Raw genomic sequence first — 19087 nt, 5'->3', positions numbered from 1 at the left:
GCCACCCCGACCCGCACCCGTCGGATGCTGGGCGAGCTGCTGCGCCCGCACCGGACCCGCGCCGTCCTCGCGGTGACGGCCCTGGCCGGCGGCGCCGCCGCAGGCCTGCTGGTCGCGCCACTGCTCGGTCGCATCATCGACCTGGTCGTCGACGGCGGCGGGCCCGATGCGGTGACCTGGCCGGCCGTCGGGCTGGTCGGTGTCGCCGTCGTGCAGGGCCTGCTCGCCGCGCTCGGGGTGGCCCAGACCGCACAGGTCGGCGAGGTCGTGCTGGCCCGGCTGCGGGAACGGCTCGTCGACCGCGCACTCGGGCTGCCGCTGGAGCGGATCGAGGCGGCCGGCGCGGGCGACCTCGGGTCCCGGGTGACCGAGGACGTCGCCCAGGTCGGCGAGGCGGTCCGCGAGGGCGTACCGGCGTTGGCCCGCTACGGGCTGATCATCGTACTGACGTTCGTCGGGCTGGCCGTCCTGGACTGGCGGTTCCTGCTGGCCGCGCTGGCCGCGGTGCCGATCCAGGCGCTCACCGCCCGGTGGTACCTGCGTCGCGCCACCCCCCTCTACGCCGAGCAGCGCATCGCGGGCGGTGCCCAGCAGCAGCAGCTGCTGGACAGCACGGTCGGCGTGGCGACGGTGCGGGCGTTCCGGCTCGCCGGGCGGCACACCGAGCTGGTCCGGCAGCGCTCGCAGCGGGTCGTCGACCTCGCGCTGCGGGTGGTCCGCCTGCAGAACGGGTTCTTCGGGCGGCTCAACCTGGCCGAGTTCGTCGGCCTCGCCCTCGTGCTGGTCGTCGGGTTCCTGCTGGTCCGCTCCGGGACGGTGTCGATCGGGACGGCCAGCGCCGCCGCGCTCTACTTCATCGGCCTGTTCGGACCGCTGAACGAGGTGCTGTTCCTGCTGCAGACCGTGCAGGCCGCGGCCGCCGGTCTGGCGCGCATCGTCGGGACCGCCGACCTGCCGGAGCAGGATCATCCGGCGCCGGTGCGCGGTGCGGCACCGGCCCGCGTCCAGGTCGAGGCGGTGGCCTTCGGCTATCGCGACGGGCCGGACGTGCTCACCGGTGTCGACGTGGACATCGCCGCCGGCGCCCGGCTCGCCGTCGTCGGCGCCAGCGGTGCGGGCAAGACGACGCTGGCCAAGCTGGTCGCCGGGGTGCACCAGCCCGACCGTGGCACGCTCCGGCTGGACCCGCCACCGCCCGACGGCGCGCTCCGCGGGGCCGTCGCGCTGGTCACCCAGGAGGTGCACGTGTTCGCCGGCCCGCTGGCCGACGACCTGCGCCTGGCCGACCCGGACGCGGGTGCCGCGCAGCTGCGGGCGGCTCTGGACCGGGTCGGTGCGCTCGACTGGGTCGACGCCCTCCCCGACGGCGTGCAGACCGTGGTGGGCGCGGGCGGCTCGGCGTTGACCGCCGTGCAGGCCCAGCAGCTGGCTCTCGCCCGGCTCGTCCTGGCCGATCCACCGGTCGCGATCCTCGACGAGGCCACCGCCGAGGCGGGCAGCGCCGGCGCACGCGTCCTGGAGTCCGCGGCGCAGCGGGCGCTGGGCGGACGAACCGCGCTCGTGGTAGCCCACCGGCTCACCCAGGCGGCCGACGCCGACGCCGTGCTGCTCCTCGACGGCGGCAAGGTCGTCGAGCTCGGCAGCCATGCGGAGTTACTGGCCGCGGGCGGGCGGTACGCCGCGCTGTGGGCGGCCTGGTCGAGCGGTCGGTGACCGCCCGGTCCGGCGACCGCCGGCCGGGCGGGGCCGGGCCCGGTGATGTTCACACCCGAACGGCTCGTCAGATGACCAACAGCCGGTAGACTCGCGGCGTGCACGACGGCATAGCAGGCTTCGAGATGCCCGACCCGGACGACGTCCGGCGGGCCGCGGACTCGTTGCGCCTGCTCGCCGACCCCACCCGGATCAAGATCCTGTGGGCGCTGCTCCAGGGTGAGACCAACGTGGCCTGCCTCGCCGAGCTCGTCGGGTCCCAGCCCGCCGCCGTCAGCCAGCACCTCGCCAAGCTCCGCCTCGCCGGGCTCGTCGAGGGTCGTCGCGAGGGCACGTTCGTCTACTACACCGCGCCCGACGAGCGTGTCCGCCGGTTGCTCACCGAGGCGCTCGGCCAGCCCGTCGGTACCGTCTGACCGGGTTCACCCCCGACACCCTCCGTTTCGCGGTCGCGTACGTCCCCTCCCCGGGTGGAAGATGTGCGCTCCTGTCGTTCCCGCCGTCGCGAACGAACCACCACGCGAGGGAGAACACGATGACGGCCGACAGCACGGTCGACCTCGTCGACGACGCCGCCCCCGGCGAGCCCCAGGCCGTCGCCGGTGTCGTGTCGGAGGCCGAGCACGAGGCGCTGCGCGCCGACATCCGCAGGCTGTCGACGATGCTCGGCCGTACCGTCGCCGAGCAGGCCGGTGAGGATCTGCTGGCGCTCACCGAGACCGTCCGCTCGCTCGCGCGCACCGCGGTCACCACCGGCGGCGCCACCGACGACGAGATCGCCCGGCTGCTCTCGGGCCTCGACGCACCCACGACCGTCACCCTCGCGCGCGTCTTCTGCCAGTACTTCCAGCTGGCCAACATCGCCGAGCAGCTGCACCGGGCCCGCGAGCTGCGCACCCTGCGCCCACGCGAGGACCGGCCCCTGCGCACCCTCATGCGCCGGCTCGCCGAGGAGGCCGACCACGACACCGTCGAGAAGGTCCTGGCCCGCGCCGAGCTGGCGCCGGTGTTCACCGCGCACCCGACCGAGTCGTCGCGGCAGTCGGTGCTGCGCATCCTGCGGCGCATCGCCGAGCTGCTCGCCGAGGACACGGGCGGGGCCCGGGAGAACGACGACGAGCTGCACGCCATGGTCGACGCCCTGTGGCAGACCGACGAGATCCGGCCCGGCGCCCCCACCGTCGCCGACGAGGCCCGCGCCATCGGCTGGTACCTCGAACAGCTGGGCAGCAAGGCGGTGCCCGACCTGGTCGCCGAGCTGGAGGCGCAGGCCCGCGCCGCCGGCTTCACCGTCCCGCCCGGCGCCCGCCCGATCGCGCTCGGCACCTGGGTGGGCGGGGACCGCGACGGCAACCCCAACGTCACCCCCGAGGTGTCGGAGGAGGTGATGCGCCTCTACGCCGACCGCGCGCTGCGCGTCCACGGCACGCAGGTCGACTCGCTCGTCCACGAGCTGAGCGTCTCGACCCGGGTCGTCACGGTGTCGGCCGAGCTCGTCGCGTCGCTGGAGCGCGACCGCGTGGCGATGCCCGACGTGCACGACCGCGTCATCCGGCTCGACGCCTTCGAGCCGTACCGGCTCAAGACCAGCTTCATCCGGGCCCGGCTGGACAACACCGCCCGACGCATCGCCGAGGGCCGGCCGCACGTGCCCGGTCGCGACTACGCCGACACCGCCGCCTACGTCGCCGACCTGGAGGTCATCGACCGCTCGTTGCGCGCCCACCTGGGCGAGCGCATCGCCGCCGGCCGGCTCGCCCGCGTGCTGCGCACCGCCAAGGCGATCGGGCTGTCCCTCGCCGCCCTCGACGTCCGCGAACACGCATCGGCCCACCACGAGGCCCTGGCCGCGCTCCACGCCCGGCTCGGCTCCCCCTACGCGGAGCTCGACCGGCCCGCCCGGGCGGCGCTGCTCGCCGACGAGCTCGCGGACGGCCGCCCGCTCGCCCCGCGGTGCGGGACGTTGCCCGAACCGGCCGACCGCGTCATGGCGACCTTCGACATGCTGCGCGAGGCCCAGCAGCGCTACGGCACCGACGCCGCCCACACCTACGTCATCTCGATGTGCCAGGGCATCGACGACGTCCTCGCCGTCGCCGTGCTGGCCCGTGAGGCCGGTCTGATCGACGTGACGCCCGGCGCCGGACGGTCCTCGCTCGACGTGGTGCCGCTGTTCGAGACCGTCGAGGAGCTGGCCCGCGCCGGCGAGCTGCTCGACGCGCTGCTGTCCGTCCCCGCCTACCGCCGCCACGTCGCCCAGCGCGGCGACCTGCAGGAGGTCATGCTCGGCTACTCCGACTCCAACAAGGGCGCCGGCATCACGACGTCGCAGTGGCGCATCCACGGCGCCCAACGCCGGCTGCGCGACGTCGCGGCCGCGCACGGCGTGCGGCTGCGGCTGTTCCACGGCCGCGGTGGGTCGGTCGGGCGCGGCGGCGGACCCGCCGGCGAGGCCGTGGCCGCCTCCCCGTTCGGCACCGTCGACGCCGCGCTGCGGCTCACCGAGCAGGGCGAGGTCGTCTCCGACAAGTACTCGCTGCCCGAGCTCGCCCACGACAACCTCGAGATCCTGCTCGCCGCCATGCTCGAGTCGACGCTCCTGCACCAGGCCGCACGCTGGCCCGCCGACGTGCACACCCGCTGGGACGAGGTCATGGAGTGCGTGTCGGGCGCCGCCCAGGCCGCCTACCGCGCCCTCGTCGAGGCCCCGGGCCTGCCCGAGTTCTTCACGACCGCCACCCCCGTCGACGAGCTGGGCAGGCTCAACGTCGGGTCCCGGCCGTCGAAGCGGCCCGGGCAGGGCGGGCGGCGCCTCGACGACCTGCGCGCCATCCCGTGGGTGTTCGGCTGGACGCAGACCCGGATGGTCGTGCCGGGCTGGTTCGGCCTGGGCAGCGGTCTGCGCGCCGCCCGCGACGCCGGGTACGGGCCCGTTCTCGACGAGATGCGCGGCTGGGCGTTCTTCGCCAACCTCCTCGGCAACGTCGAGATGACGCTCGCCAAGACCGACATGCGCATCGCCGGGCGCTACGTCGACGTCCTCGTCGCCGACGAGCACCGCCCCCTGTTCGACGTCGTCCGCGACGAGCACGAACGCACCCTCGGCGAGGTGCTGCGCTGGATCGGCTCGACCACGCTGCTGCACCGCCATCCCGTGTTGCGCAACACCCTGGCGGTGCGCTCTACCTACCTGGAACCGTTGCACCACATGCAGGTGCAGCTGCTGGCGCAGCGCCGGTCGGTCGAGGAGCCCGGCCCGGACCTGCACCGCGCGCTGCTGCTGACGATCAACGGCATCGCCGCGGGCCTGCGCAACACGGGCTGAGCCCGTGGGCGGTCCCGGCGGTGCGGGGGCGGGCGTCGTCGGCCAGGATCCGGAGATGACCGCCATCGACCTCAACTCCGACGTCGGCGAGTCCTTCGGGCGCTGGCGGCTCGGCGACGACGAGGCGATGCTCGGCCTCGTCACCTCGGCCAACGTCGCCTGCGGCTTCCACGCCGGGGACCCGTCGACGTTGCGCGCCACCACCGCCGCCGCCGCCCGCAACGGTGTCGTGGTCGGCGCCCAGGTCGGGTACCGCGACCTCGCCGGGTTCGGGCGCCGGTTCGTCGACGTCGCCCCGGCCGAGCTGGCCGACGACGTCGTCTACCAGCTCGGCGCGCTCGACGGCATGTGCCGCGTCGCCGGCACCCGCGTCCGCTACGTCAAACCGCACGGCGCCCTCTACAACACCGCGGTCCACCACGAGGGGCAGGCGGGCGCGATCGTCGCCGCCGTCCGCGACTACGACCCCGGCCTGCCGATCCTCGGCCTCCCCGGCTCCGCCCTGCTGCGCGCGGCCGACGCCGCCGGGCTGCGGGCCGTCCCCGAGGTGTTCGCCGACCGCGGCTACACCCCGGACGCTGCCCTGGTGCCGCGCTCCGAGCCGGGTGCGGTGCTGCACGACCCGCAGGAGGTGGCCCGCCGGGTGCTGCGGATCGTCTCCGAGGGCGTGGTGCGCAGCGTGTCGGGCGCCGACGTCACCGTCCGCGGCGAGTCGGTCTGCGTGCACGGCGACTCCCCCGGGGCCGTCGAGATGGCCGCGGCGGTGCGTGCCGCCCTCGACGGTGCCGGCGTCACCGTGGCGGCGTTCCTGCCGGGCTCGCCGGGTGCGCCGTGAGCCCGGCTCCGCGACCGGTGGGCGCGACCGGCGGGCCGACCGCGGTGCGCGGGTCGTGAGGGCGCTGGCCTGCGGGGACGCCGCCGTCCTCTTCGAGGTCGACACCCTCGACGACGCGGTCGCCCTCGCCGCGGCCGTCCGCGCCGCGGCCCTGCCCGAGGTGCTCGACGTCGTCCCCGCCGCGCGGACCGTCCTCGTCGTCACCGGACCCGGCGCCGACCTCGGGGCGCTGCGCCGCACCGTCTCCGCCCTCCCCCCGGCCGAGGCCGCCGCGACACGCGCGGCCGGCCCCGTGGAGATCCCCGTCGTCTACGACGGGCCCGACCTCGACGAGATCGCCGCCCGCACCGGTCTGTCCCCTCGTGAGGTGGTCGCCGCCCACACCGGATCGCAGTGGCGGGTGGCGTTCGCCGGATTCGCGCCGGGCTTCGCCTACCTCGTCGACGGCGACCCGCGGCTCCGGGTTCCGCGTCGCGACGAGCCGCGCACCCGTGTCCCCGCGGGGGCGGTCGGGCTCGCGGACGAGTTCTCGGCCGTCTACCCCCGTTCCACACCCGGCGGCTGGCAGCTGCTCGGCCGGACCGACGCGCCGATGTGGGACATCGACCGCGACCCGCCCGCCCTGCTCGCACCCGGCGACCGGGTCAGGTTCGTGCAGGTCCACCGATGAGCCTCACCGTGCTGGCGACGGGCCCGCGTGCGCTGCTGCAGGACGCCGGTCGCATCGGCCTCGCCTCGATCGGCGTGGGCCGCTCGGGCGCCGCCGACCGGGCGGCGTGGGCGCTGGGGAACCGGCTCGTGGCCAACCCACCCGACGCGGCGTCGGTGGAGGTGCTGCTCGGCGGGCTGCGGGTGCGCGCGGAGCGAGACCTCGTGGTCGCCCTGACGGGGGCACCCGCTCCGGCGATCCTCGACGGGAAGGCCATGGGGCACAACGCCGTGATACCGCTGCGCGCGGGGGCCGAGCTGGGGCTGGGCACCCCCGACCGGGGGCTGCGGACCTACCTCGCCGTCCGCGGCGGGATCGTCGTCGACCCGGTGCTCGGCTCCCGCAGCACCGACACCCTCTCCGGTGTCGGCCCGCCGCCCCTGCAGGTCGGGGTGCGGCTGCCGGTCGGGCCGATGCCGGCGGGCTTCCCGCTGGTCGACGTCGCGCCCGTCGCGCTGCCCGAGGCCGGGCCGGTCCTGCTGCGGATCGTGCCCGGCCCCCGCGACGACCGCCTCGCCGATCCCGACGCCCTCGTCGCGACGACGTGGACCGCGTCGGACCGCAGCGACCGCGTGGGGCTGCGGCTGACCGGGGAGCCGCTGCGCCGTCGTGACGACGCGGAGCTGCCCAGCGAGGGCCTGGTCCGTGGCGCGATCCAGCTGCCGCCGGGCGGGCAGCCGGTCCTGTTCCTCGCCGACCACCCGCTGACCGGCGGCTACCCGGTGGTCGGTGTGGTGCGGGACCGCGACGTGGACCGGGCTGCGCAGGTCCGCCCCGGCCAGCCGGTCCGCTTCCGCCAGGCCTGACGGCCCAGCGCGCCCCCCGCCCGGCTCGACGACCCGCGCCCGCCCGGCTCGACGATCCGCGCGCAACCCCACGGTCGTCCCGGGTCGTCCAGAGAGCAGTGGGGTTGCGCGCGAACGATCGGGCGCAACCTCACGGTCGCACGCGGGCCCGTCGGCAGCAGTGGGGTTGCGCGCGGGTTCGCGTCAGGACGGGACGACCAGCTCCTGCAGCACCCAGGCGTTGCCGTCGGGATCGGTGAAGTAGACGAAGCGGCCCCAGGGCTGGTCGTCGACGTCGGAGGCTTCGACGCCCTTGCCGCGCAGGTGCTCGAGCGCGTCGGCGGCGCTGGGGACGACGACCTGGATGCCCTTGAGACTGCCCGGCTCCATGTCGGTCAGGCCCGTCCCGATCGTGAACGAGCACGCGGAGCCCTGCGGGGTGATCTGCACGAACCGCAGGTCGGGGCCCATCTGGTGGTCGTGGTCGAGGGTGAAGCCGATGGTGTCGACGTAGAAGTGCTTGGCGCGCTCGACGTCGGCGACGGGGAGGTGGATGAGCTCGATGCGCCAGTCGGTGATGGCCATGGTGTCGTCCTCTCATCGGATGGTCCGGAGTGTGCCTCCGAATCCGTTGAGGACAACTCTACGAGGGCTTGTGGACAGATCCTGACCACAACGAAGATGGGTCGTGACCCCGCCCTGACGCTCCCGGCGGTGACGCCGGAAGCGTTCCGGTCGAGGGCGACGGACCGGATCTGCGTGGCCCAGAGCCCGTGAACGGCTCACGAGGGGGTCGCGAGCCGGGTCGGGTCCGTGCGGCCGCGGAGGGTGACCGCATCGCCCAGACGCCAGCGGGCCGCCTCGCGCGGGTCGGCTGACGCGACGGCCGCAGCCGACGCCAGCACCCGGCCGTCGGACGCCTTCGCCAGCTCGGTCAGCCGTGCGGCCTCGTTCACGGGGTCGCCGATCACCGTGTACTCGTAGCGCCGCGGGTCGCCGACGTTGCCCGCCACCGCGTCACCCGCCGAGACGCCGATCCCGGCGGTCGTACCGGGCAGCTCCTGGCCCAGCCGCGCGGCGAGGGTGCGGGCGGCGCAGAGGGCCTGACCGGCGGGGTCGTCGAGCGTGGCGGGGGCCCCGAAGACGGCCAGCGCAGCGTCGCCCTCGAACTTGTTGATCCACCCGCCGCAGCCCTCCACGACCTCGACGACGACCCCGAAGAAGCGGTTGAGCAGGGCGACGACCTCGGCCGGGGGACGCTGCGCGGCCATCTGCGTCGACCCGACCAGATCGACGAACAGCACCGCGACGTACCGGACCTCGCCGCCGAGCTCGACCTCGCCGGCCGCCGCGGCGAGGGTCGCGACGTCGCGGCCGACCTGCCGCCCGAACAGGTCGTGCAGCCGTTCCCGCTCGCGCAGCCCGTCGGTCATCGTGTTGAAGCCGACCTGCAGCATGCCCAGCTCGGTGGCGTCGTAGACGGGGACGCGGGCGTCGAGGTCGCCACCCTCCACCCGGTGCAGGGCGCGGCGCACCGCCGCCACCGGGTCCGCGACCGCGCGGGCGGCGCCGACGGTCGTCAGGAAGCCGGCAGCGAGGGCGACGAGCCCGACCGCGATCACGATCGTCGCGAGCTGGCCGGCCGGTACGTCCTGGAAGACCAGCGCCGACACCGCCGAGAGGATCAGTCCGACGACGGGCACGGCCGTGCCCAGCGCCCAGAACAGCACCGAGCGCATCAGCACGCCGAAGCGCATCCGCTGCCGCGGCGGCCGGTCGGCGAGCACCCGCGCGGCGGCGGGGCGCAGGATGCGCTCGGCGAGCAGGTACGACAGGGCGGTCGTCGTGATGCCGCCGATGAGGATCGTCTCGCCGACGCTGAGCGCGAGCCGCCACGCGTACTGCAGGTTGACCAGCACGAACAGCACGGTGGCGACGAGCCAGAGCACCGCCTGGACGGTGGCCAGCCGCAGCGGGCCGTAGAGGACGAGGCGGCGCTGGTCGGCGGCGTCGTCGCGGCGGGTGCGCAGCAGCAGCCCGCCCCACAGCAGCCCGAGCGGCACCGCGACCAGCAGGTACCCGGCGAGGACGAGCAGGTTGACGGCGCGGACGCGGTCGACGTCGGCGACGTCGCCGGTGGGCAGCGCCCACGCCGCCAGCGCCACGACGATGGCGGTGCCGGTCAGGTTCGCGGTGGCGACGACGCCGCCGAGCAGCATCCGGACGGGCCAGCCGACGACCGACCGCCCCAGTCCCATGGCGCGGGACTCTAGTCCGAACGGCGCACGGTGCCCCGCAGGTGCTCGACGCGTTCTGCCACGCCGAGGTCCCAGCCGGTCTCCGTCCTCCTGGTGCGCAGCGAGACTCGCGACGGCAGCCGCAGTGGCTTGCGGAACTCGACGTCGTAGGCGATCGCGTCGCCGGTCCGGCCCTGCAGCGACGCCAGCGACCGGGCGGCGGTCCACATGCCGTGGGCGATGGCCGTCGGGAAGCCGAAGGCCTTGGCGCCCAACGGGTGCAGGTGGATCGGGTTGACGTCGCCGGACACCGCCGCGTACCGACGCCCGGTGTCGGCGGCGACGTGCCACACCGCGGCGGCGGGCTCGTCGGACACGTCGGGCAGCTCGTCGGCCGTCGCCGCGATCGCACCGGCGGGGGGCCGGGCCCCGCGTGCGAGGTAGGTGCTCCGGCCGGTCCACACGGCGTCGCCCTCGACGGAGATCGACGTGACCAGGTCGACCTGCGCCCCCTTCGGATGGGCGACGAACCGTTCCGCGTGCACGGCGACACGCAGCAGTTCGCCGGCGTCGACGGCCCGGGCGGTGACGATCCGGTTGCGTACGTGGACCAGCCCCGGCAACGCCAGCGGGAAGCTGCGCCGGGCCATCAGCTCGACCTGCAGCGCGAACCCGAGGACGTGCGGGTACGTCGGCGGCAGCGTGTCCGAGAGCGCGAACCCGCAGACCCGCGCGTAGTCGGCGAGGTGCCCGCGGTCGACGAGGACGTCGTCGCGGGCGACCTCGCCGGCGGGCAGTTCCGTGCCGCGGCGGGGCAGCACCGCCCCGACGGCGGCCTTGGCGTACAACGGCGCGAGCGACATCAGGCCCCCAGGATCGACTGGCCGCACACGCGCACGACCTGCCCGTTCACCGCGCCCGACGACGCCTGCCCCAGCCAGCCGATCGTCTCGGCGACGTCGACGGGCAGCCCGCCCTGGCGCAGGCTGTTGACCCGCCGCCCCGCCTCGCGGGTGCCGAGCGGCATCGTCGCGGTCATCTCGGTCTCGATGAAGCCGGGTGCGACGGCGTTGATGGTGGCGCCGTGCTCAGCGAACCGCGGCGCGAGCGCGCGGACCATGCCGATGATCCCGGCCTTGGACGCGGCGTAGTTCGTCTGGCCGCGGTTCCCCGCGATCCCGCTCTGCGACGACACGCAGACGATGCGCGCGTCCGCGCCGAGCAGGTCGGGCGCGGCGAGCAGCGCCTCGTTGATCGTGAGCTGGGCGCCGAGGTTGACGGCGAGCACCGTGTTCCAGCGGTCGTCGTCCATGTTGGCCAGCAGCTTGTCGCGGGTGATGCCGGCGTTGTGGACGACGAGGTCGACGCGCCCGTGCCGCTCCCGCAGATGGGAGAGGAGCCGCGCCGCGGCGTCGGGCGCGGTGATGTCGAGCTGCAGCGCCGTCCCGCCGGTCCGGTTCGCGACGGCCGCGAGGCCTTCGCCCGCAGCGGGGATGTCGACGGCGACGATCGTCGCGCCGTCGCGGGCGAGGGTGTCGGCGATGGCGGCGCCGATCCCGCGCGCGGCCCCGGTGACGACGGCGACCCGCCCGGCCAGGGGGCGCACCGGGTCGCTCGGGTCGTCCATCCCGGTGGGGTCGACGGGCTCACCGGCGGGCACGCCGAGGTGCACGACCTGCCCGTCCACGTAGGCCGACCGCGCGGACAGGAAGAACCGGACCGTGGAGTCGACGGTCGCGGGCGCCGCGTCCGGGTCGACGACCAGCAGGTTCGCCGTCGCCCCCGCCCGCAGCTCCTTGCCGATGGACCGGACGAGCCCGTCGAGCGCCTGCGCCACGGCAGCGCCTTCGGCGCCTCGTGAGCGGTGCTGGTCGCTGTAGGGACCGTCGCCACTCACAGGACCCAGCAGCAGGAGACGACCCGACGGCGCGAGCTTGCGTACCGCCGGGGTCAGGATCCGCTGCGCCGCGGCGAGGTCGGCGAGTGTGGCGATCTCGGTCAGGTCGAGGACGACGGCCGCGAGCCTGTCCTCGCCCGTCTCCGTGACGACCGTGGCGCCTTCCTCGGTGATCAATGCCGCGATCGGCTTCGCGAACCTCCCACCGCCGACGGAGGTGACGAGCGCGGGCCCGTCCAGCAGCGGCCGGCCCGGTGACCAGCGGCGCAGGACGGGGATGCGGGGGGCGCCGAGCCGGCGGGCGAGGCCGGTGTTGGACCAGTTCCGCAAGGTGTCGGTCGGCATTACGCACCTTCCAGGATCGCGACGACGCCCTGACCGCCGGCGGCGCAGATCGAGATCAGCCCACGGCTGCCGGGGCCCTTCTCGTGCAACAGCTTCGCCAGTGTCGCGACGATCCGGCCCCCGGTCGCGGCGAACGGGTGCCCGGCGGCGAGCGAGGACCCGGTGACGTTGAGGCGGGAGCGGTCGATCGGGCCGGGCGGGGCGTCGAGACCCAGGCGCTCCTTGGCGAACGCCGGGTCCTCCCAGGCCTTCGTGGTCGCGAGCACGGTGGAGGCGAAGGCCTCGTGGATCTCGTAGAAGTCGAAGTCCTGCAACGACATGCCGACGCGCGCCAGCAGCCGCGGGACGGCGAACACCGGGGCGGTGAGCAGCCCGTCGCGGCCGTGGACGTAGTCGACCGCGGCGGTCTCGGCGTCGACGACGTGTGCCAGCACCGGGAGCCGGTGCGCGGCGGCCCACTCGTCGGAGCCGAGGAGGACGAGGGCGGCGCCGTCGGTCAGCGGGGTGGAGTTCCCCGCGGTCATGGTGGCGTTGTCGCCCTTGCCGAAGACCGGCTTGAGCTTCGCGAGGGCCTCGACCGAGGAGTCGGGCCGGAGGTTGTCGTCGCGGGTGAGGCCCAGGTAGGGGGTGACGAGGTCGTCGAAGAAGCCGCGCTCGTACGCGGCGGCGAGGTTGCGATGGCTGGCCGCGGCCAGCTCGTCCTGCTCCGTGCGGCCGATCCCCCACTCCTTCGCGGTGATCGCGGCGTGCTCGCCCATCGACAGGCCGGTGCGCGGCTCGGCGTTGCGCGGGATCTCGGGGACGATCTGTCCCGGCCGAAGCTTGCCGAGGAGCTTGACCCGGTCGCCGAGCGAGCGCGCCGAGTTGAGCGCGACGAGCACCTTGCGCAGGTCCTCGTTGACGGCGATCGGTGCGTCGGAGGCGGTGTCGACGCCACCCGCGACCCCGGACTCGACCTGCCCGAGGGCGATCTTGTTGGCGACGGCGATCGTCGCCTCCAGGCCGGTGCCGCAGGCCTGCTGGAGGTCGTAGGCGGGGGTGGCGGGGGAGAGCCTGCTGCCGAGGACGGCCTCGCGGGTGAGGTTGAAGTCGCGCGAGTGCTTGAGGACCGCACCGGCGACGACCTCGCCGAGCCGCTCGCCGGAGAGGCCGTAGCGGGCGACGAGCCCGTCGAGGGTCGCGGTGAGCATGTCGAGGTTCGACGCCCGGGCGTAGCGCTTGTTGGCGCGGGCGAACGGGATGCGGTTGCCGCCGATGACGGCGGCGCGCCTGGCCGGCATGTGGTGCTCCTCGGGTGCGAACGGAAACTAGCTGATACCCAAAGTACACGGTACTGTCGGTCCCGTGAAGCTGATCCGCGACCGCCGCGACAGCCGCTGGGACTCCCACCGGCAGCAACGGCGCGCCGAGCTGGTCACCGCCGCCGTCGAGGCGATCCGGGTGCACGGCGCGAGCGTCGGCATGGACGACGTCGCCGCCGCCGCCGGAACCTCGAAAACCGTGGTCTACCGGCACTTCCAGGACCGGACAGGCCTCTACGTCGCGGTCTGCGAGGCCGTCGCCGCAACGCTCGTCACGCGCATCCGCGCCGCCGTCGACACCGCGCGCGACGAGACCGGCAGCCCGCACGCCATGGTCGCCGCCGGCATCGACGCCTACCTGTGGCTGATCGAGAACGACCGCGAGGTGTACCGGTTCGTGGTACACCGCCCGCTGCTCGACGCCGGTACGACGGACCCCGTGACGGATCTGACGACGGTGATCGGCGACCACGTCGCCCAGGTCATCGAGTCGTCCATCCACGACGCACGCGCCGCTCGCTCCTGGGGCCACGCGATCGTCGGCCTCGTCCGCGGCGCCGCCGACGACTGGCTCGCCCGCCCCGACGGCACCACCCGCGCCGAGCTCACCGCCCGGCTCACCGATCTCGCCTGGACCGGGCTCGCCGGCCTGCGCACCCCGGAGGTGACCCCGTGACAGACCCTCGTCGCACTGCACTCCAGACCCTTCTCGACGGCCGCTGGGCCCCTGTGCGCGAGGAGGTCCGGGAGCAGATGGGCAGGTTCCGGCCCGTCGAGCCCGGCCTCCCGACCGAGGAGTACCGCGCCCGCGTCCTCGACCTCATGCACGAGCTCGCCGCCACGAAGCGCCCGCACGCCGGGTTCGCACCCGAGTACGGCGGCGAGGGCGACGTCGGCGGAACCGTCGTCAGCTTCCAGACACTCGGCTACGGCGACCTGTCACTGCTGGTCAAGGCCGGCGTGCAGTGGGGCCTGTTCGGCGGGGCGGTGCAGGTGCTCGGCACGGCGCGCCACCACGACGAGTACCTGCGCGCGATCATGGACGGCGAGCTCCTCGGCTGCTTCGCGATGACCGAGACCGGCCACGGCTCCGACGTCCAGCACCTGCGCACCACCGCGACCTACGACCCGGCGACCCGCGAGTTCGTCATCGACACCCCCGAGCCGGGCGCGCGCAAGGACTACATCGGCAACGCCGCCCGCGACGGGAAGATGGCCGTCGTCTTCGCCCAGCTCGTCACAGCCGGGGACACACATGGCGTGCACGCATTCCTCGTCCCCATCCGTGACGGCGCCGGCGCCGCGATGCCCGGGGTCACGATCTCCGACTGCGGCGAGAAGGCCGGGCTGAACGGCGTCGACAACGGGCGACTGGTGTTCGACCACGTCCGCGTCCCCCGCGAGGTGCTGCTCAACCGATTCGCCGACGTCGCCGAGGACGGCACCTACTCCAGCTCGATCGAGAACGAGAACCGCCGCTTCTTCACGATGCTCGGCACGCTCGTGCGCGGCCGGATCAGCGTCGCCGGGGGCGCGGGCAGCGCGGCGCAGAAGGCACTCGCACTGGCGATCCGCTACGGAGCCACCCGCCGCCAGTTCGCCGACCCCACCACCGGCGAGGAGGTCGCGCTGCTCGACTACCGCGCCCACCAGCGCAAGCTCCTCCCCGCCCTGGCCACGACCTATGCCCTGCACTTCGCCCAGGAGGACCTGGTCGCGGAGATGCACCGCATCCAGGCGCCCGGGGCCGTCGTCACCGACGAGAAGGCCCAGCGCGACCTGGAGTACCGCGCGGCCGGGCTCAAGGCCCTCGCGACCTGGCACGCGACCGCGACGATCCAGGCCTGCCGGGAGGCGTGCGGCGGGGCCGGCTACCTCGCCGAGAACCTGCTGCCACAGCTCAAGGCCGACTCCGACGTCTTCACGACGTTCGAGGGCGACAACACGGTCCTGCTCCAGCTGCTCGCCAAGGGCCTGCTGTCGGAGTACGGGAGCCGTGTCGCGAAGCTGGGTCCGCTCGCGACGGCGAGGTTCGCCGCGGGCGTGGCCGCCGGGGCGGTCGCCGAGAAGACGGGGCTCAACAAGCTGCCCCGCCGCGTACGGGCCCTCGATCCGCGGTCGGCCGGGGCGCAGCACGAGCTGCTGCACGACCGCGCGGAGCACCTGCTCGCGAGCCTGGCCCGCCGGCTGCGCCCCGCCCTGCGCACCGGGTCGGGCCAGTTCGGCATCTTCAACGACGCCCAGGACCACCTGCTGCACGCCGCCCGCGCGCACGTCGACGCCGTCGTCCACGACGCGGTCGCCCGCGCCGTCGACTCGGTGGCCGACGCACCGACCCGCGAGCTGCTCGCCCAGGTCCGCGACCTGCACGCGCTCTCGGTGATCGAGGCCGACCGGGCCTGGTTCCTCGAACACGGTCGGCTGACGGTCGCCGGGTCGCGCGCCGTCACCGCCGCGGTGAACGACCTCTGCGCGAGCCTGCGCCCGCACGCCCGCCTCCTGGTCGACGCGTTCGCGATCCCGGAGAGCTGGCTGGACTGCCCGCTGCTGCGCACGGCGTGACGCCCGGCGGGGTCGACGTCGGCCCCGGCAGGGGCCGCACCCACCGCGGCGGGTGCGGCCGGACTGGCCGCACGCGGCGCACGGGTCTCGCCGACCGGCGGCCTCGCGCCGGCAGCCGGTCTCGCTCGGCCGGCGGTCCCGCTCAGCCGGCGGTCCCGCTCAGCCGGCGGCGAGGAAGCGGCGTTCGAGCTCGGGGTAGATCAGCGTCTGGTCGTCCGACAGGCCTGCCTTGACCATGCGGCTGAAGTCGTCGACGGCGACCTCCGGCTCACCGGCTTCCAGCCCGTCGAACGCTGCTGCCGCGACGGCGGCCGGGGCGACCTTCTCGCTGTCGACCCCCGCGGCCAGATCGGTGTCGACGAACCCGACGTGCACGCCCACGACCTCGGTCTTCTGCTGCCGCAGCTCGATGCGTGCCGCGTTGGTCCAGGCCCAGGCGGCCGACTTCGACGCCGCATAGGTCGACAGCGCGGGAGGCGCCGCCCATGAGACGACCGAGAGCATCTGCACCACGGCCCCGCCACCGTTGGCCGCGAGGACCGGGGCGAACGCCTGCGTCAGTCCGACGACGGCGAGGTAGTTGGTCTCGATCTCGCGCCGCGCCTGGTCGAGCGGCGCCGACAGCGGCGTGCCGAACCCGGCGACGCCCGCGTTGTTGACCAGCAGCGTCACGTCACCGAGCTCCGCGGCGAGGGCCCCGACCCTGGCGGGGTCGGTGACGTCGAGGGCGACGGGCACGATCCTCGGGTCGGTCACCTCGACGGTCGCGACGTCGCGCGCCGCGGCGTAGACCTTGCTCGCGCCGCGGGCCAGCAGCTCGGCGGTGAACGCCTTGCCGATCCCGCGGTTCGCCCCGGTCACCAGTGCGACCGCGCCCATGATCTGCATGTGAACTCCTTGAATATGACTGGTCATCTTAAACGCGGCACACGAAACTGCTCACACGAGCAGGGCGCTGAACGTGACATCGAACCACTGCCGGAGCACCGCCGGGTCGCCCGAGACCTTCCCCCGGGCGATCGCACCCTCGAACCCGTCGAGGACGTAGCGGGCGAGCACCGACACCTCCGTGTCGACGTGCAGCTCCCCCACCTGCCGGGCCTCGGCGAGCGCCGCCGCTACCGCCGCGGTCCACTGGTCGAGCCCGGCCGCCACCTGCGCCCGCAACCGCTCGCACTCCGCCGGCACACCCGTGCTGAAGTTCCCCAGCAGGCACCCGTGCGGTCCGTACTGCACGGACCGCCGCCCGGCGACCGACTCCAGGTGCTCCCGCAGCCGCCGCAACGGCGACCCCGTCCGTAGGTACAGGCCGTCTACCCCGGCGTCGGCGACCCACCGGCGCGTGATCTCCACCGCCAGCTCCTCCTTGCCGGAGAAGTGGTTGTAGAACGAGCCCTTCGGGACACCGGCGGCGGTGACGAGGTCCTGGATGCTGGCGCCCTGGAAGCCCTTCTCGAGGAAGACGCGGGTGGCGTTCTCCACGATCCGGGACTTCACACTCACCTGAGGCACGACATCAATATGACCGATCGTCTTGAACTCGTCAACCCTTCGACGTCAAGACCCTCGGGCCGTCCTCGGTCACACCGATCGTGTGCTCGACGTGCGCGGCGCGGCTGCCGTCGGCCGTGCGCAGCGTCCAGCCGTCGTCGTCGTGGCGGTAACGGTCGGTCCCACCCGCGATGAGCATCGGCTCGATCGCGAACACCAGACCCGGCTCCAGCCGCATCCCGCGCCCCTGCCGACCCTCGTTGGGGACGTGCGGCGGCTCGTGCATCCGCCTGCCGACACCGTGGCCGCCGTGGTCGGCCAGCATCCCGTACCCGGCGGCGCGGGCCACCGACTCGATCGCGTGCCCGACGTCGCCCATGCGGGCCCCGGCCAGCGCCGCATCGATCCCCGCCCGCAACGACCGCTCCGCGGTGTCGATCAGCGCCAGGTCCGCCGGGTCCGCCGCACCGACCACGAAGCTGATCGCCGAGTCGGCGCACCAGTCGTCGAGATGGACGGCCAGGTCGATGCTGACGAGATCGCCGTCGGCCAGCACCTGCGGGCCCGGGATGCCGTGGACGACGGCGTCGTTCACGCTGATGCAGGTCACGGCCGGATAGGGCGTCGGGGCGAAGCGCGGGCGGTAGTTCAGGAACGTCGGCGTCGCCCCCGCCCCGGCGATCAGGTCACCCGCGGCCGCGTCGAGATCACTCACCCGCACACCCGGCGCCGACTGGGCGCGGACCGCCGCCAGCACGTCGGCGACGACGGCGCCGGCCGCCGCGATCGCGTCGATCTCCGACGGCGTCTTCAGCTCGATCACAGCACACACCCTCCGCGGTTACGCCGCGGACAGTACCGGCGCCGCTACACCCGCAGGACGACCTTGCCCATCGCGTGACCCGACTCGACCGCGGCCAGCGCCTGCGCAGCCTCGTCCAGGGGGCGGACATCGGTCACGTGCGGCGACAGCGACCCGTCGGCGACCAGCGCGGCCACCTCGGAGTAGACGGCGGTCGTGCGGCGGCGCTCGACGTCACGCCCGCCCAGCTCCTTGACCAGGCCCTTGTCGGCGATGCTGATCAGGTTCGCGCGGTCCTTCACCAGCTCCGCGACCTCCCGCAGCGCGTCGCCGCCGACCATGTCGAACACCGCGTCGACGCCGTCGGGCAGCAGCTCCCGCACCCGCCCCGCCACACCCGGCCCGTACCCGACGAGCGTCGCCCCCAGCGACTCGACGAGTTCCCGCTTGCCCTCGCTCGCCGTACCGACGACCGCGACCCCGCCGTTGCGGGCCAGCTGCGCCGCCGCCACCCCGACGCCGCCGCCGATGCCGTTGACCAGCAACGTCGCCCCTTCGCCGAGGCCGAGGGACACGATGCCGTCGTAGGCGGTGCAGACGGCGACGGGCAGCGCGGCCGCATCGGTCCAGGAGACCTGCGGGGGTTTGGGGGCCGACGACTCCGCCCACAGCAGGCTGTACTCCCCGTACCCGCCGGAGCCGGGCGCGGTGGAGCCGAACACCTCGTCGCCGACCGCGAAGCCCTCGACGTCCTGCCCGACCGCCCGCACGACCCCTGACACCTCACGTCCGAGGACGGCGGGGAACTCCGTCGGCACGGGCCCGGGCCCGCCGGATCGCGACTTCCAGTCGGCTGGGTTGACCCCCGCGGCTCGGACCTCGACCAGCAGCTCCGCCGGCCCGGGCACGGGGATCGGCAGGTCGAGGAACAGCTGGTTCTCCGGGCCGCCCACGGCGCTGAAGCCGTAGGCACGGAATGTCTCGGTCGTCGCCATGCCCCTGTCCTACCCCGCCGGGCGGCACACGGCTTGGCGACGGGCGCAGGAACCCGATGCGCAACCTGGTTGCTGTCGCGAGGCCCCTCC

The 19087-nt window shown here is 74.4% G+C and carries 17 protein-coding genes; 8 read left to right on the top strand and 9 right to left on the bottom strand.

The annotated features are described in order from the left end of the window. Positions 1-24: 24 nt before the first annotated feature. From AB7F12_RS18715 to AB7F12_RS18690, 6 genes are all read left to right on the top strand, one after another. Positions 25-1713 carry an ABC transporter ATP-binding protein gene (locus AB7F12_RS18715; RefSeq protein ID WP_428498526.1) on the top strand — a complete coding sequence of 563 codons (1689 nt, stop codon included), beginning with the start codon at positions 25-27 and terminating at the stop codon, positions 1711-1713. 98 nt (positions 1714-1811) lie between these two features. Then, positions 1812-2129: an ArsR/SmtB family transcription factor gene (locus AB7F12_RS18710; RefSeq protein WP_428498523.1), complete on the top strand. Its 318-nt coding sequence runs from the start codon at positions 1812-1814 to the stop codon at positions 2127-2129. A 119-nt stretch (positions 2130-2248) separates the two neighbouring features. Further along, positions 2249-5038, top strand: a complete 2790-nt coding sequence (gene ppc, locus AB7F12_RS18705; protein WP_428498522.1) for a phosphoenolpyruvate carboxylase — start codon at positions 2249-2251, stop codon at positions 5036-5038. Between the two features lie 55 nt (positions 5039-5093). Further along, positions 5094-5873 (top strand): LamB/YcsF family protein, encoded by a 780-nt coding sequence (locus AB7F12_RS18700; protein WP_428498521.1) that lies wholly within the window; start codon positions 5094-5096, stop codon positions 5871-5873. 55 nt (positions 5874-5928) lie between these two features. Further along, entirely contained in the window at positions 5929-6543 is a 615-nt protein-coding gene (locus AB7F12_RS18695) for a 5-oxoprolinase subunit B family protein (RefSeq protein ID WP_428498520.1), read from the top strand. Beyond that, complete coding sequence (locus tag AB7F12_RS18690; RefSeq protein ID WP_428498519.1) at positions 6540-7388, top strand: biotin-dependent carboxyltransferase family protein; 849 nt, start codon at positions 6540-6542, stop codon at positions 7386-7388. Before AB7F12_RS18695 ends, AB7F12_RS18690 begins: the two co-directional genes overlap by 4 nt. Before the next feature lie 183 nt (positions 7389-7571). Here AB7F12_RS18690 and AB7F12_RS18685 read toward each other — a convergent pair whose 3' ends face one another. From AB7F12_RS18685 to AB7F12_RS18665, 5 genes are all read right to left on the bottom strand, one after another. Next, positions 7572-7952: a glyoxalase superfamily protein gene (locus AB7F12_RS18685; protein ID WP_428498518.1), complete on the bottom strand. Its 381-nt coding sequence runs from the start codon at positions 7950-7952 to the stop codon at positions 7572-7574. A 197-nt stretch (positions 7953-8149) separates the two neighbouring features. Next, positions 8150-9625, bottom strand: a complete 1476-nt coding sequence (locus AB7F12_RS18680; RefSeq protein WP_428498517.1) for an adenylate/guanylate cyclase domain-containing protein — start codon at positions 9623-9625, stop codon at positions 8150-8152. 11 nt (positions 9626-9636) lie between these two features. Then, positions 9637-10467, bottom strand: a complete 831-nt coding sequence (locus tag AB7F12_RS18675) for a MaoC family dehydratase (RefSeq protein WP_428498516.1) — start codon at positions 10465-10467, stop codon at positions 9637-9639. Then, complete coding sequence (locus AB7F12_RS18670) at positions 10467-11846, bottom strand: 3-oxoacyl-ACP reductase (protein ID WP_428498515.1); 1380 nt, start codon at positions 11844-11846, stop codon at positions 10467-10469. The genes AB7F12_RS18675 and AB7F12_RS18670 overlap by 1 nt, the downstream gene beginning before the upstream one ends. Continuing rightward, a complete protein-coding gene (locus tag AB7F12_RS18665) occupies positions 11846-13126 on the bottom strand; it encodes an acetyl-CoA C-acetyltransferase (protein WP_428498514.1) in 1281 nt (426 codons plus the stop codon). The genes AB7F12_RS18670 and AB7F12_RS18665 overlap by 1 nt, the downstream gene beginning before the upstream one ends. 64 nt (positions 13127-13190) lie before the next feature. On the opposite strand from AB7F12_RS18665, the gene AB7F12_RS18660 reads away from it, so the two are divergent. Together AB7F12_RS18660 and AB7F12_RS18655 are read left to right on the top strand one after the other, a co-directional pair. After that, positions 13191-13823 (top strand): TetR family transcriptional regulator, encoded by a 633-nt coding sequence (locus tag AB7F12_RS18660; RefSeq protein WP_428498513.1) that lies wholly within the window; start codon positions 13191-13193, stop codon positions 13821-13823. Further along, the gene (locus AB7F12_RS18655) at positions 13820-15709 is read left to right on the top strand and encodes an acyl-CoA dehydrogenase (protein ID WP_428498512.1); all 1890 of its coding nucleotides are present in this window, start codon (positions 13820-13822) and stop codon (positions 15707-15709) included. Before AB7F12_RS18660 ends, AB7F12_RS18655 begins: the two co-directional genes overlap by 4 nt. 159 nt (positions 15710-15868) lie before the next feature. On the opposite strand, the gene AB7F12_RS18650 is transcribed toward AB7F12_RS18655, so the two are convergent. The 4 genes from AB7F12_RS18650 to AB7F12_RS18635 are packed head-to-tail and all read right to left on the bottom strand — an operon-like array spanning position 15869 to position 18997. After that, complete coding sequence (locus AB7F12_RS18650) at positions 15869-16597, bottom strand: SDR family oxidoreductase (protein WP_428498511.1); 729 nt, start codon at positions 16595-16597, stop codon at positions 15869-15871. Positions 16598-16648: 51 nt separating this feature from the next. After that, on the bottom strand, positions 16649-17212 hold the full coding sequence (locus AB7F12_RS18645) for a TetR/AcrR family transcriptional regulator (RefSeq protein ID WP_428498510.1): 564 nt from the start codon (positions 17210-17212) through the stop codon (positions 16649-16651). Between the two features lie 40 nt (positions 17213-17252). Next, positions 17253-18023, bottom strand: a complete 771-nt coding sequence (gene map / locus AB7F12_RS18640; RefSeq protein WP_428498509.1) for a type I methionyl aminopeptidase — start codon at positions 18021-18023, stop codon at positions 17253-17255. Positions 18024-18067: 44 nt separating this feature from the next. Beyond that, positions 18068-18997 carry an NADP-dependent oxidoreductase gene (locus AB7F12_RS18635; RefSeq protein WP_428498508.1) on the bottom strand — a complete coding sequence of 310 codons (930 nt, stop codon included), beginning with the start codon at positions 18995-18997 and terminating at the stop codon, positions 18068-18070. Positions 18998-19087 lie beyond the last annotated feature (90 nt).

The sequence above is a fragment of the Pseudonocardia sp. genome (assembly GCF_050250275.1).
Classification (GTDB): Bacteria; Actinomycetota; Actinomycetes; order Mycobacteriales; family Pseudonocardiaceae; genus Pseudonocardia.
This window is presented reverse-complemented; position numbering and strand designations above follow the sequence as displayed.